This is a genomic window from Sorangium sp. So ce128, assembly GCF_051525245.1.
Classification (GTDB): domain Bacteria; phylum Myxococcota_A; class Polyangia; order Polyangiales; family Polyangiaceae; genus Sorangium; species Sorangium cellulosum_B.
Genome location: NZ_CP150313.1, coordinates 6,676,937 through 6,689,595, shown reverse-complemented (window position 1 = coordinate 6,689,595; position 12,659 = coordinate 6,676,937). Strand labels below are relative to the sequence as shown.

9 protein-coding genes are annotated in these 12,659 nt (G+C 68.4%); 2 read left to right on the top strand and 7 right to left on the bottom strand.

The features are described 5' to 3' along the window. The first annotated feature begins 5 nt into the window (after positions 1-5). On the top strand, positions 6-1,349 hold the full coding sequence (locus WME82_RS25255) for a DUF1552 domain-containing protein (RefSeq protein WP_438044931.1): 1,344 nt from the start codon (positions 6-8) through the stop codon (positions 1,347-1,349). A gap of 259 nt (positions 1,350-1,608) precedes the next feature. Here WME82_RS25255 and WME82_RS25250 read toward each other — a convergent pair whose 3' ends face one another. From WME82_RS25250 to WME82_RS25220, 7 genes are all read right to left on the bottom strand, one after another. After that, complete coding sequence (locus WME82_RS25250; protein ID WP_438037382.1) at positions 1,609-2,688, bottom strand: SGNH/GDSL hydrolase family protein; 1,080 nt, start codon at positions 2,686-2,688, stop codon at positions 1,609-1,611. Between the two features lie 429 nt (positions 2,689-3,117). After that, the gene (locus WME82_RS25245) at positions 3,118-4,587 is read right to left on the bottom strand and encodes a PAS domain-containing protein (RefSeq protein ID WP_438037381.1); all 1,470 of its coding nucleotides are present in this window, start codon (positions 4,585-4,587) and stop codon (positions 3,118-3,120) included. Positions 4,588-4,900: 313 nt separating this feature from the next. After that, complete coding sequence (locus tag WME82_RS25240) at positions 4,901-6,058, bottom strand: alpha/beta hydrolase family protein (protein ID WP_438037380.1); 1,158 nt, start codon at positions 6,056-6,058, stop codon at positions 4,901-4,903. A 133-nt stretch (positions 6,059-6,191) separates the two neighbouring features. After that, a complete protein-coding gene (locus WME82_RS25235; protein WP_438037379.1) occupies positions 6,192-7,628 on the bottom strand; it encodes a DUF1552 domain-containing protein in 1,437 nt (478 codons plus the stop codon). After that, positions 7,625-9,283 carry a DUF1592 domain-containing protein gene (locus WME82_RS25230; RefSeq protein ID WP_438037378.1) on the bottom strand — a complete coding sequence of 553 codons (1,659 nt, stop codon included), beginning with the start codon at positions 9,281-9,283 and terminating at the stop codon, positions 7,625-7,627. The genes WME82_RS25235 and WME82_RS25230 overlap by 4 nt, the downstream gene beginning before the upstream one ends. Positions 9,284-9,475: 192 nt before the next feature. Next, positions 9,476-10,672, bottom strand: a complete 1,197-nt coding sequence (locus WME82_RS25225) for an alpha/beta hydrolase family esterase (protein ID WP_438037377.1) — start codon at positions 10,670-10,672, stop codon at positions 9,476-9,478. A 137-nt stretch (positions 10,673-10,809) separates the two neighbouring features. Further along, positions 10,810-11,595 (bottom strand): alpha/beta hydrolase family esterase, encoded by a 786-nt coding sequence (locus WME82_RS25220; RefSeq protein WP_437849335.1) that lies wholly within the window; start codon positions 11,593-11,595, stop codon positions 10,810-10,812. Positions 11,596-11,641: 46 nt separating this feature from the next. Between WME82_RS25220 and WME82_RS25215 the strand changes: the two genes are divergently transcribed. Next, positions 11,642-11,776, top strand: a complete 135-nt coding sequence (locus tag WME82_RS25215; RefSeq protein WP_438037376.1) for a hypothetical protein — start codon at positions 11,642-11,644, stop codon at positions 11,774-11,776. Positions 11,777-12,659: the final 883 nt, after the last annotated feature.

Below are 12,659 nucleotides of genomic sequence, written 5' to 3'. Positions count from 1 at the left end.
GTGCCGTGCTGCGCGGCGCTGGCGCCATCGCCATCGCGCTCCCCTGGCTGGAGATCATGGGCCCCGAACGCACGGCGAGCGCGCAAGCCACCCCCGCCAAGCGTTTCCTCGGCGTCTACACGCCGGGCGGGACCGTGATCAATCGCTGGCGGCCGACCGGCACCGAGACGAACTTCACCTTGGGGCCCATCCTGTCGCCGCTCGCGCCGGTGCAGGATCGGCTGCTCGTCGTCGACGGCCTCGACATGAAGAGCGCGGTCGGTGAGCAGCACCAGGCCGGGATCATCGCCTGGCTCTCGGGCACGACTCAAGCCCCGAACGGCGGCTACGGGGGCGGACCGTCCGTCGATCAGGTGATCGCCTCCCGGATCTCCGCCGGTCAGAAGGCGAAGGCGAGCATCGAGATCGCGGTGCGCTGGGCGACGGGCAAGTCCCACGGCCTGCTGTCACCGATGAACGCCGCGAATTTCGAGAGCACCGCGCCGTTCAGGCCGATCTCGCCGCGCCTCGATCCGACGGAGATCTTCACCGACCTCTTCGGCACGCTGGATCCCAGCGCCGGCAACGACGCCGCCCGCCGACTCGCGCGAAAGAAATCGATCCTCGATTTCCTCGACGGGCGCTACTCCGCCCTGTCCAATCGGCTCGGCGCCGCCGACAAGCAGAAGATCGATCAGCACCTGACGAAGATCCGCGAGATCGAGAAGAGCCTCGACAGCGCGCCGCCGGTCGAGACGAGCGCGTGCAAGGCGCCGACGAAGGTCGACACGTCCGACTACAACCCGCGCACGGGGCTCAGCGCGGACAACGACGGCAAGGTCAAGGACACCTCGACCGACGCGGCGATCCCGAAGGTCGGCAAGCTGATGATGGACATGCTGGTGATGTCGCTCGCCTGCGACATCACCGCGGTCGGCACGCTGCAGTGGAGCGACACCGAGGCGAAGCACACCTTCCCCTGGCTCAACCTGAGCGAGCACCACCATTTCTACCAGCACGACGGCGGCTTCAGGCCGGCCGAGTGCGAGCGCATCTGCAACTGGTATTCGCAGCAGCACCTCTACCTCCTTCAGGAGATGGCGAAGGTCGACATGGGGGGACACTCGCTGCTCGACGAGAGCGTCGTCTTCTTCGGGTCCGAGCTCTCGGATCCGCCGAGCCACAACAAGTCGAACATGCCGTTCTTGCTGGCCGGCGGCGGCGGGGGCCTGCGCACTGGACGCTGGGTCCGGTACCCCAACCTCCCGCACAACAACCTGCTCGTCTCGATCTTGAACCTGTTCGGCGACAGCCGGAACACGTTCGGCGACCCGAAGTTCTGCACCGGGCCGCTCACGAACCTGACGTAGCCGTCGCAGGGGCGGAACGCCGGCCGGAGCGGTATCAACGACGCCGGTCGGCGCTCCTTGATGTACGGGCTGGCGCCGTCACACGGCGCGAGCAGGCGGGTCGCACGGAGAAGGCGCGACCGAGACGCCGCTTCACCGCAAGAGGTCGCCGATCGCCCCGTACCAGACGTTCGCCATGCGCACGTAGCCGGCCTCGTTCGGGTGTATCCTGTCCGGGAGCTCCGCTGTCGGAAATCCGGTGTGCGTTCGCCTTTCGATTTCAGCGGAGGTACGGACTCAACGCCTGGAACCAAACCTCGGCCATGCGGTTATACCCTGCCTGGTTCGGGTGGAGATTGTCGCCGAGGAGGGACTGCCTGTAGTTCGTGTCGTTGGTGAACGCTGTGTACATGTCCACCAGCACGATGTGCTGCCCCTTGCTGACGCGCGTCGAAACCAGGTCGGGCATGGCCGCGTTGTAGGCCTTGATGGCGTTGTTCGTGCCGTCCGTTCTCGTCGGCACGATCTGCGCGAGCACCACGAGGATGTTCGGGTCACGCATGAAAATCGAGTCGAGCAGCTTGCCCAGGCGATTCGGTGCGTCCGCAAGGTTGATGTTACCGTTGATGTCGTTCGTTCCGATCATCAACGTAATGATGTTGGGCTTGTAATTCGGAATGCTGGTGCCCACGAGCTGCGCGATGCCGTTGTTGCCCTCGATCGTCCAGCCGCCGTGACCCTCGTGGTTCCTCGGGAACGTCACTCCGTCCACCATGGGCACGCTGTAATCACTGGCGGAACCGACGAAGGTGATGTCGCGGTTCGCTTCGAGCGCGAGGTGGAACAGCGGGGCGCGGTAGCCGCCGGCGACGTTGAAACCCTGCGTGATTGAATCGCCGAAGGGCATGATCTTACAGGAGCCGCTCGCCGGGCAGGGCTGGAATGACGGGCCGCCGCCCGCGCCAGCGCTGCCCCCTGCGGCACCTCCGTCGCCCGTGGTACCTCCGACACCGTCGGATGCGCCGCCCATGCCACCCGAGCCCGCTTCGCCGGCGCCCCCGGTGCCGCCGCCGTCACCGCCGCCCGAGCCTGTCGAGCCGCTCGTGGCGACTCCCCCTCCAGCGCTCCCGCTGGTCACGCCGCCGCTCGTCACCCCCTCGCTGGTCGCGCCCGTCGTAGCGCTTGCGCCGGCTCCGGAGCTGGTCGACGTCGCTCCTTCCGGATCATCGGAACACCCGCTGAACATCGCCACCAGCGCGGCAGTCCCCACCAGCGTGGCCCACGTCGAGCGGCGCGGTCTCCGGATCTCCGCATCGTTCCGCTCGCGCGACCCATACAGCGAACCATTCTCTTGAACCATACGCATCGCATTCCTCCGTCCCACGCACGCCGAAGCGGAGAGCCGCAGGATGCGAGCTCCGCTGCGCCGTCGGGATGATCGACCGAGAGCCGCCGAAACGACACGCGACGCCCTCGCGACCTCGCCGTTGCTCGCGTCCGCGACGACCAGGCGAATGGAATCGGCGCAGAGGGCGAGCCCGAGCCCAGGGACGAAGGGCCGGCGCGAACGACGGCCTGTTCAGGGCAACGCGAAAGGAAACCCCAAGGCGCACTGTGAGCGTTCACACTACTGGTGTCAAAGAAAATGGACCGGCGCGCGACCTTCGAGCACGGCGGTCACGCCCGGCGCGTTCGCGAGCGTCGGGGCGAGCTCGTAGCCGGGTCGCGCGCTCCAGTCGCCGCGCGGGGGAGGGGTCTCGGTCTCTTTAGGATGCAGCCGTGGCGCGCTTCACCGGGCGACGCGCGGGCGCTCCGTGGGCCGGAGCGCGTACGCGATGCCGCTCTGCAAGGTGCCCATCGTGACGATGCCGGTGAGGTCCGCGCCGAGCTCGATCAGGGCGCGCGCCACCTCGGGGCGGATGCCCGTGAGCACCACGCGCGCGCCGAGCATCTGGGCGGCGCGCGCGGTCCGCGTCAGCGCATCGGCGATGAGCGTGTCGACGGCGCGAACGCCGGTGATGTCCAGGATCGCGGTGTGGGCGCGCTGGCTGCCGATCCCGGTGAGCAGCGTCTCCATGATCTGCCCCGCGCGCGCGGCGTCCACCGTCCCGACGAGCGGCATGGCCAGGACGCCGTCGGCGAGCGGGATGAGCGGCGTCGACAGCTCCCGGAGCGCGTCCTGCTGCGCGGCGATGATCTGCTCCTGCAGCGCGGCCCGCTCCGCCTCCGCGCGCCTCAGGTCGGTGTCCTCTCTCACGACGCCGCCGACGCCGACCAGCTCGCCGCGCTCGTTGCGAACCGGGAACTTGACCGTGAAGAAATAGAAGTTCTGGCTGCCGTAGTCGAGGACCTCCTGGTACCGCATGGCCTGGCCGCTCGCGAACACCTCCCGTTCCTTCTCCACGATCCGGTCGGCGACGCCGGGCGGCGTGGCGCCGAACTCATGCTCGTCCTTGCCGAGGAACTCGACGGCGTGCCGCCCGAGGGCCCGCGCATAATGGCGGTTGACGAACACGTAGCGTCCGTCCGCGTCCTTGATGAACATGACGTTCGGCGAGTTGTCCACGAGCTGCAGGAGCATCTGATAGCGCTCGTGCAGCAGGCGCTCCCTCTGCCGCGGATCGTCGCCTTCATCCACGATGGCCGCGATCTCTCGGACGTCGCCTCGCTCGTCGCGCAGCACGGCGTAGGTCCACCGGCAGGTGATCTCGTTTCCCTCTCTCGTCCTGCCCGCGCTCGTGGTCGTCGCGAAGAGGCTCTCGCCAGGATCGTGGTTGAACGCCTCCGCCTCCTGGGGCGACACCGGATCCGCGGCAACGAGCTCTTCGATCCGGCGGCCCACGGCCTCGCCCTCGCTCCAGCCGAAGAGGTGCCCCGCGGCGTCGTTCCAGCGCGTCACGGTGCCATCCAGGCGCCAGTGGATCAGCGCCGGCACTTGCGTGGCGCCCAGAGCGAACGGAGCGTCGAGGTACGCCGCCGCCGCGCTGACCAACCCTCTCTCGCGCCCGAGCTCGCCGCGCCGACTGGCCAGCTCATTCTCCAGCTCCTCGACCCGCGCGCGCAGCGCCCAGCACTCTGCCTTGTAGTCAATCTCGCCATCGATGCGCGCGGAAACCCCGCCCGGCGCGGGGCCCCCGTCGAGCTGGCAGGGCCCGCCCGCCGTGCTCCCTGCTGCCGAGTCGTGGTCCCCTCCGGACACCTCCTCCGCGTCCGCGCCTCCGAACGGTCCGGATGTCCGCTCGCCCCTGTCGCGACCCATGCTCGCTCCTCCGCGCGCCGATCCGCGAGCGCGCCGCCCGTAGTCTAACGGTTCCGCAAGTCGATCTCGCCGGAAAGTCGACAAGGCCCGCCGCGAGGCGCGCCTGTCGTCCCCCGCGGCGGCGATGGCCCAGTGACGAGCGCCTGCGCCACCGCGCCGGCCCTATCGTCGAGCCGCCGGATCGCGTCAAGACGCGTGCAGCCGATCGGGCTTGAACTCAAGTGTGTGAACGCTCACGTTCTCCTGGGCCGCCGCTTCGGCTTGGCCCAGGACTGGGCTCGTCATGCGGGGAGCGCCGGTCGCGCGCCGCACGTCAGTCCATGTTCTTCGACTCGATGGTCCATGCCCGGTCGGTGCACAGGCCGCAATTCGCGCCGACGAACATGCCCTTGCCGGTCGCGCCCATGTCACCCTTCAGCTGCCAGCCCAGCCAGGCGACGCCGACCCTGCCGAAGACTCCGCCGTTGTCCTGGCCGTAGGTGCCGCCGTGGCCCACGTTGGTGCTCGCAAGGACGGCGGGCACGTCGCGGGTGTTCCGGTAGTCCCGGGTCCCGTTCGGGTAAGCGACGTCATCGGGGCCGCCGAGGATGAACGCGATCGGCGCGTGGAGCGCGTCGAGGATCTTCTGATCGGGATTGATCATCCCGCTGCTCCAGATCACTGCGGTCGTCACGCGCGGGTCGCCGGCAGCACCCTCGGCCATCAGTCCGCCGCAGGACCAACCCATGACCGCGATCTTGTCGGCAGCCAGGCGCTGGTAGTACTGGCTGCACGCTCGCCCGTTCTCCTTGATGGCCCAATCCACGGAGTCGATCAGGGGCTTTCCCATGGCCTTGTAGTCTTCGACCATGGGCCTCGAGCCGGAGCCGTTCGGTTCGCCATCGGAGATCACCAGGTACCCGTGCGACGCGAGCTCGCCCAGAAAATCTGGGTTGGTGGTGCCGTTCAAGGAACAGGCGCCCTCTCCCCAGGCAACGATCGGGTACCTCTCGGCGCCGCCCAGGTCCTTCGGCCTGTAAATCGTGCGGCCAGACAGACCCGGGTCCTTCTCGACCACGACCTCGTGTGAGCCGCTAAACGCGGCCCCCATGGCTCTCACGTTGACCGGCGTCGGATCGGGGGTCTCGTCCGCGGGGTCACACGTCGCCGCGCCACCCGCGCCCGCCCCCGCGCCACCCGCGCCCGCCCCCGCGCCACCCGCGCCACCGTTGCCCGTCGCTCCGCTGGAGCCGCCCGCCGCTCCGTCGGAGGCACCCCCACCCGCCGTGCCACTGGTCGCGCTCACGCCGCCGCCGCCGCTGCCCGCGGACGCAGCGCCTGTGGTCGCAGCGCCGGCAGAGCCGGCAGAGCCGGCAGCTCCGCTCGAGCCCGCCGGGGTGCCACCGGTCCCCGAGGGCAGCGCGTCGTGAGCACCGCAGCCGAACAGGATGACGGCGATGGCCGCTGCCGTTACTCGCGTCACTGCTTGCATCAAGATCTCCTCTCGTGCGATCGCCACGCTCACGACGTGCTTCTTCGTCTGCTCACGGGTGTCTCCCGGAGTCGAGTTGAGCGTTCGCAGTTCTGGTGCCGAATCCAGGGAGGCGCACCGCCGGCGATGCCGCTCAGGCGAGCATGCCGTCGATGGGCCCGGAGCCCTTGCCCTCGCCGAAGTTCTCCGTCCACTCGGTCTTGTCCCGAACGGCGGCGGCGATGAGGCCGTTGAAGAGCCGGTTGTTCGTGGCGTCTTCGGCGTCGATGAAAGCACCCTGCTTCAGGTAGCCGCCGCCGCTCCCGGCGATGATCGTCGGAACGTCGCGGAAGCTGTGCGACGGGCCGTCCGACACGTGGTTCGTCCACAGGATGATGGACTTGTCGAACAGGCCGCGCGCCTTGAACTGATCGAGGCCGTGGAGCAGCGTCTGCATGCGGAGCACGTCGATCTCGGCGTGCGCTTGCTCGGCCGTCGGGTTGCTGCCCGAAGAGGCGTCCGACTGCACACGGTGGCTGATGTGGTGGAAGGGCCACCCGAGCTTCTCGTTCGCCGGCACCGCATACTTCGTCTGATCCGTGCCGTCGCCGTGCTGCAGCGTCGCCACGCGGTTGAAGTTGCAGGCGAACGCCAGCGCCACGAGCTCGAGATGGAGCTTCGCGACGTCTTCTATCATGCCGTTCGTCTTGAACGCGAAGCCGCCCTCGAGCGCCTCGAGCTCCGACGTCGAGAGGCCGGCCTGGCTGCAGGCTCCGGCCATCTCGCCCATCGTGACCTCGGCGTCGCGGATGGCGGCGAAATGTTGCTCGAGGCGCTGCTTGTCGGCGGAGCTCAGCGCCGACATGCGCATCAGGCTGTTCAGCTCCTCGCGCACGAAGTCGTTCGCGCTCTTGCGGCTGCGGATGAGCTCCTCGGCGACCTGCCCGCCGCTGCTGCTACCGCCGCCGCTGCTCGTCAGGCCGACGAGCTTGGAATAGAGCGTGTACGGGTTGTCGTCCGCGGAACGCACCTGTCCGGAGCCGCTGCCCTTGAACGAGATGCGCTCGGCGATGTACCCGTTCTTGCGGTTGCCGGCGTAAAGCGTGAGCGGCTCGGCGCCGCCCTCGTTGACCAGCTGGGCGACGACCACGTCCGCGGACACGCCGGTCGAGGCTGCGGTCCTGCCGCCGCCCTGCGCCGGGCGCGCGGTGAGCGCCTGACACAGGCCCTGCGCGTGGCCGCAGTTGGTGGGCCCTCCCATCGGGAAGTTGATGCCGCGGATGAACAGCAGGTTCGGGGCGTGAGGCGCGAGCACGTGCGTCGCCTTGTCCGTCATGGCGGCGAGCCCGTCGGTCGTGAGCTGACCCGTCTCGTCCGGGAAGAACTTCTTGCCCACCACGCCGCACGCCGCCACGATGTAGAGGCTGAACACGGGCGTGCTGTCCGCGGCCCAGGCGGAGCGCGACGGCAGACCCTCGAGGAACGGAAGGGCGATGGCGACGCCGCCCGCGCGCAGGAACGCGCGCCGATTCATGCCGCGCCGGTGGGCCGCGTTCGGAGGAGCGAGGTTCATTGCGATCTTGGGGTTCACAGCGTACCTCCCATGCGAGTCCGGAATGCTTCCTTCTTCACGAGCTCGAGCATCATCTCTTTCACCGAGCCGCTGGCGCCGCGGCTCACCTCGGCGAGCGTCTCGACGAGCGGCAAGTCCGACGGGACGACGTCGCGCTGGAGCGCGAAGCTCGCGAGCTTCTTGGCGTAGCAGAGGTGAGCCTGCTCGCCCTCCGCCATGTGGCGCATCAGCTCGCCGGCGTCCGCGAACGACTTGGCCCCTTCGGAGAACGTGTAGACACCGCTGCTGTCGATCGGCAAGCCTCCGTTCTCCTCGTCCCGATATTGCCCCATGCCGTCGAAGTGCTCGAAGGCGAAGCCGACGGGGTTGATGAGCTGGTTGTGGCACGCGCCGCCGCAGGCGGAGGTGAGCCGCGTGATGCGTTGACGGTTCGTCTGCCCGGGCTCGAGGGGCGGGACGGGCGGAATGTCGGGGGCCGGCGCGCCGAGCGGCGCGCACAGCACGTCGAAGTTGATGTTGGCGCCGCGGTGGATCGAGTCCGACTCGTCGTTCAGGGCGTTCAGCGTCAGGTAAGGGAGCTGCGAGAAGAAGCCGACGCGATCGGGACCGAGGTCTCGCTCCACGACGCCGCTCCCGCTCGGCGAAAGGCCGTAGAGGCTCGCCATCCCCGGCCCCACGAAGCCCTTGGTGGACGTGAGGATCTCCTTCACGCCGAGACCCTCGGTGAAGATCTTGTCGAAGAACAGGTACGCGCTCTCCTCGTACTCCACGTTCAACGATTCGTCGTAGCTCGGCACGCCGAGCTTGCTGATCGTGGCGTAGCGATCGAAGTGGAGCAGCTCGCGATGGAAGTACCGCATGCCCTCGGCCGCGGTGGGCTCCTCCAGCATGGTCTCGGCGACCGCGGCGATCGCCTCCGGCGTCGTGAGCGTGGGCGCCTTGTCGAGCAGCTCGTCGCTCGGCGCGGCGTCGCGCAGCCAGAGCGAGAGCTTCGCCGCGATCTCGTAACCGTCGAGCGGCTTGCGATCCTCGCCGAGCTCCGTGCGGTAGAGGAAGTGCGGCGACTGGAGCATCGTCCGGATCACGAGCTGCGCGCCCTTGGCGAACGCGCTCTTCGTGCCGGACATCGCCGCTCCGGTCTCGAAGAGCTCCTCGTACCTGGCGATCTCGTCGTCCGTCAGCGGACGGCGGTACGCGCGGCGCCCCACGGCTTCGATGAAGCCGGCCGCGTCCGTGCCCGGGTAAACATCGGCGAGCGCCTCCTCCGAATCCGTCACCTCGTCGGCGAGCGCCTCCGCCGCCGATTGGTAGTCGCTCCACGAGCGCTGGTTCACGCTCAGCAGGTGCTCGTTGTTCGTGAAGTCCGTCGTGCCGGCGACGGGCTTCTCGAACCCGTCGGACAGCGACGGAGGAGCGGCGAGGTTCAGGACCACCTGCACGCTGCGCGCCCACTGCGAGTTCGTGAGGCGCACGAACCGGTGGTACTGCGGCCCACCCGGCATGTCGATGCCGCGCGCCACCCCGCCGGTGGGTGGGCCGCCGCCGTCCGGAGGAGGGCCGCCGCTCCCCTCCGGATCCGGATCGCCCAAGGCGCCCGTGCATCCCGCGAGCAGGAGCGCGGTGACGCAGAGCCCCGCGCCCAGCGCCCGCCTGCCGCGTGGCAAGCCGGTCATTAAAAAAGACGGTGGGGTCATGATTGCCTCCTGACCAAGCTCGGGTGACGAATCAGCTATTCAGCGCAGCTACGATGCAGCCATCATCCAGTGACTGTCTTGTTCACCTGAAATCGAGAATCCATGCATCGAACAGAGCGCGTTCACTCCACGGCCTGCGGGAGGCCGCGTCCACTCCACGGTTCGCGGAGCTCACTTGAGCGACTGGAAGAAGCGCCAGGCTCGCCCGCCCGCGCCGGACGGTACGTTGTGACCGCCGGGGTGCGTGCAGTACACGACCGGCTGGCCCTCCTTGCAGCCCTGGTACTCGACGCACGAGTCGCCGAAGCTCGACCGCATCGTGGTCGCCTGGCAGCCGTTCCGGCCGCGCCAGAAGTCTCGGGTCGCCTGTCCCAGCTGGGGGGTCACGGTCCCGTCGGTGTCGCCTTGCGTTTGAATCAGCGCGTGCGCGGCGCTGGCGTCGCTGCACGTGGGCTGGGATCCGTTGGGGCCCCACCCAGCGACCGGGGCGAGGCCGCGGAACACGGAGGCGCGCTGGCAGCCGAGCGTGTTCGTCATGAAACCACCTTGGCTGAACCCGACCGCGAAGACGCGCTTCGTGTCCACGCAGTAGTTCGTCTTGGCGTGCTCCAGCATGGCATCGAAGAACGCCAGATCGGCCGTCATGCGCGCCTGATTGGCGTTGGGCGGCGGACCGCCCCAGTTGGAGTCAGCGGTGCCCCACTGCGATTCGGTGCTCGGAGGCGTGGATTGCCCGTTCGCCGGCAAGCCCTGCGGGTAGATGAGCAGCGCCTGGTTGTTTGTCTCCTGGATGAGCTGGAATCCGCTGTTGTCGTGAGCGGCCCACACGTTGTTCATGTTCAGGCCGTGGATACCGAAGACCAGCGGCAGCGGCTTGCTCGGGTCGTAGTTCTCCGGCACGTGAATCAGGTAGTAGCGCGTCACCCCACCGACCATCAGCGTCTGCTGCGTACGGGGGTTGGGGCGCGTCACGGCCTTGCCGCAGCCCACCGAGCCGCCGTCGCCCGGGTTCATCGTTCCGCCGTCGCCGGCGCCCGTCGAGCCGCCGTCGCCCGGGTTCATCGTTCCGCCGTCGCCGGCGCCCGTCGAGCCGCCGTCACCGGCGCCCGTCGAGCCGCCGTCGCCGGCGCCCGTCGAACCGCCGGTGCCGGACGAGTCGCCGCCCGTGCCGGTAGAGCTGCTCGTGCTCGCGACCGTGCTCGCGCTGCTGCTGGACGTTCCGCCCGACGTCGCTCCCGAGGTGGAAGCGCCGCTCGTGGATGCGCCAGAGGAGCCGCCAGCGCCGGGGTCGACGGGATCCGCCTCCGAGCCGCATGCGGCCAGCCCCGCCGCCACGCCCACGGTGAAGAGAACGTTCAGTCGAAACACAGATCTACTCATAAGGACACCATCTCGCTAGCTTCTGCTCGCCGGGGGCTCGGGTGATCGCGGGTCGTCCGTCACGCCCCCCCCGGCTGGTTGACGCAGGCGTCATGCACCGGGCGCCGCCGGGCCAATCACGATTCTCAATAGGTCGAGAACAGGCTCCAGAGGAACTTGGGCGCGAACGCGGGCCAACCATGATTGGTGTTTTGGTAGTTCGGGTCCCCGTGCTGGCACCAGTAGACCGGATAGTCCTCGTCGCAGCCCTGAGCCAGGACGCAGTTCGAGAGATCGTCCGTGTACCCGTCGACCGGCGTCGTGCTCGCCTGGCAGTGGTTCAGCTCGGTATAGAAGTCGCGCGTCTTCGGGCCGTTGTCCGTCCCGACCACAGAGTCGCGCTTTCCGTGGATGACGACCGCCGTGACCTGCCCGGTACACTTTCGGGTGTCGGCGTTGAGCGGGTACTGCTGTACGTTCTTGGTGGCGCACGGGCCCACCGCGCGCAGCTTGTCCGCGTGCTCGCAACCGAGGATGCTCGAGAAGTCGCCGCCCGAGCTCTCGCCCGCCGCGAACACGCGAGCTTTGTCGATGCAGAAGTTGTCCGTGATCTGATCGTAGAACGGCTGAAAGAAGGAGACGTCGTTCGCCCCCCAGCCCGAGCTGGAGTTGGCCGGGTGAGGGTAGACGCGGATCCAGGCTTCCTTGGGGCCGGTCACCTCGAAGCCCGCGTTCTGCTCTGCCCAGCTGATCGGGTTGCCCGTCGGGTTGAACATGATCATCACCGGATACGGCTTGCCGGCGTCGTAGTTGGTCGGCAGCTTCACGTAGTACTGGTGACCCGATACGGTGAGCGGGCTCTGCGCGCTGCCCGTCTGCGGATTGGCCTTGTCGCAACCCGCGCTCGGCTGCGCGGGGACCTTGCCTCCCATCGATCCGCCCGAGCCGCCCGCTCCCGGCGAACCGCCGGTTCCGCTCGTGCCTCCCTCACCGCCCGTTCCACCCGCGGACGCGCTGCTCTCGCCGGTCGTGGTGCCGCCGCTGGTCGTGGCGCCGCCCGTCGTGGTGCTGCTGCTGCTGCCTGAGACGGCGGCCCCGCCCGTCCCGGCGTGAGGGTCGTCGCCTGACGAGCTCGCGCCGTCATCGGCGCCACCTCCGCAAGCCGAGAGAGCGCAAGAGCCGGCCAACGCCGCGAACAATGTGGCTCGAACGAGTGTAGATTGGTTCGTCATTCGAATACCCAGGCGCGATTTTTCCCTCACCGGCGGCGTTCCACGAGGAGGTGCGCCCGCAGCGTGAGGCCGTTTCCAGTTGATTGAAGGATCCGAGTCCGACGGCTGAGCTGGGATTCAGCGAGCTTGCGCGACTTTGATGTAAACAAGCCGTCTCGCTGGATTTTCGCTCGCCGCGCTCGCGGCAAGTTGCTCATTGTGATCGTTCACATCATCGATGTCAACTCCTGTCGACAGGACCGGCGTGGCTCCTCCGACGAAGCGGCGCGTCAAGCGGGGCACCGGGCCGCGCGTCAGTAGAGGGCCTGTGCGACGAGGGTGCCAATGGCATCGTAACAGTCGCCCCGCAGCGCAACAGAGGCGTCGGCGGCGGACGTGCTCCGCCACGTCTTCTCCGATCAGCCTGTGGGCGCTGTGTCGAGAGAAGGCCGGTCGATTCGAACGCGGTGGTCGCCGTCGACCCGCACGGCGGTGAGGCGGCCGCGAGCCGCCATCTCCCCGATCTGGGCCATCGGACGGTGGGGCACCTCACTACGTCGCGCAACTGGCTCGAAGCCGACCAGAACACTCGGGATCGAGGAGAGCCGTGGGCTGGTCAATTTTGTTTGACGCCCTGAATGTGATCGTTCACGGTGCGCCCTCGGGGGCCTGCTGCTGACATCGTATTTGCGCAGGCACACGAGCCGCGATGCGCGAATCGGTGGTCCAGTGGAACGGCTCGAGGCATCGCGCTGGGTGCCGCCGGATCCTGCGGGCGCCAGCAG

Excerpts from the sequence above, each read along its gene's own strand:
- WME82_RS25220 (WP_437849335.1), bottom strand. The coding sequence starts at position 11,595 with ATGGGAGGCAAGGTCCCCGCGCAGCCGAGCGCGGGTTGCGACAAGGCC.
- WME82_RS25245 (WP_438037381.1), bottom strand. The coding sequence starts at position 4,587 with ATGGGTCGCGACAGGGGCGAGCGGACATCCGGACCGTTCGGAGGCGCG.
- WME82_RS25240 (WP_438037380.1), bottom strand. The coding sequence starts at position 6,058 with ATGCAAGCAGTGACGCGAGTAACGGCAGCGGCCATCGCCGTCATCCTG.
- WME82_RS25250 (WP_438037382.1), bottom strand. The coding sequence starts at position 2,688 with ATGGTTCAAGAGAATGGTTCGCTGTATGGGTCGCGCGAGCGGAACGAT.
- WME82_RS25230 (WP_438037378.1), bottom strand. The coding sequence starts at position 9,283 with ATGACCGGCTTGCCACGCGGCAGGCGGGCGCTGGGCGCGGGGCTCTGC.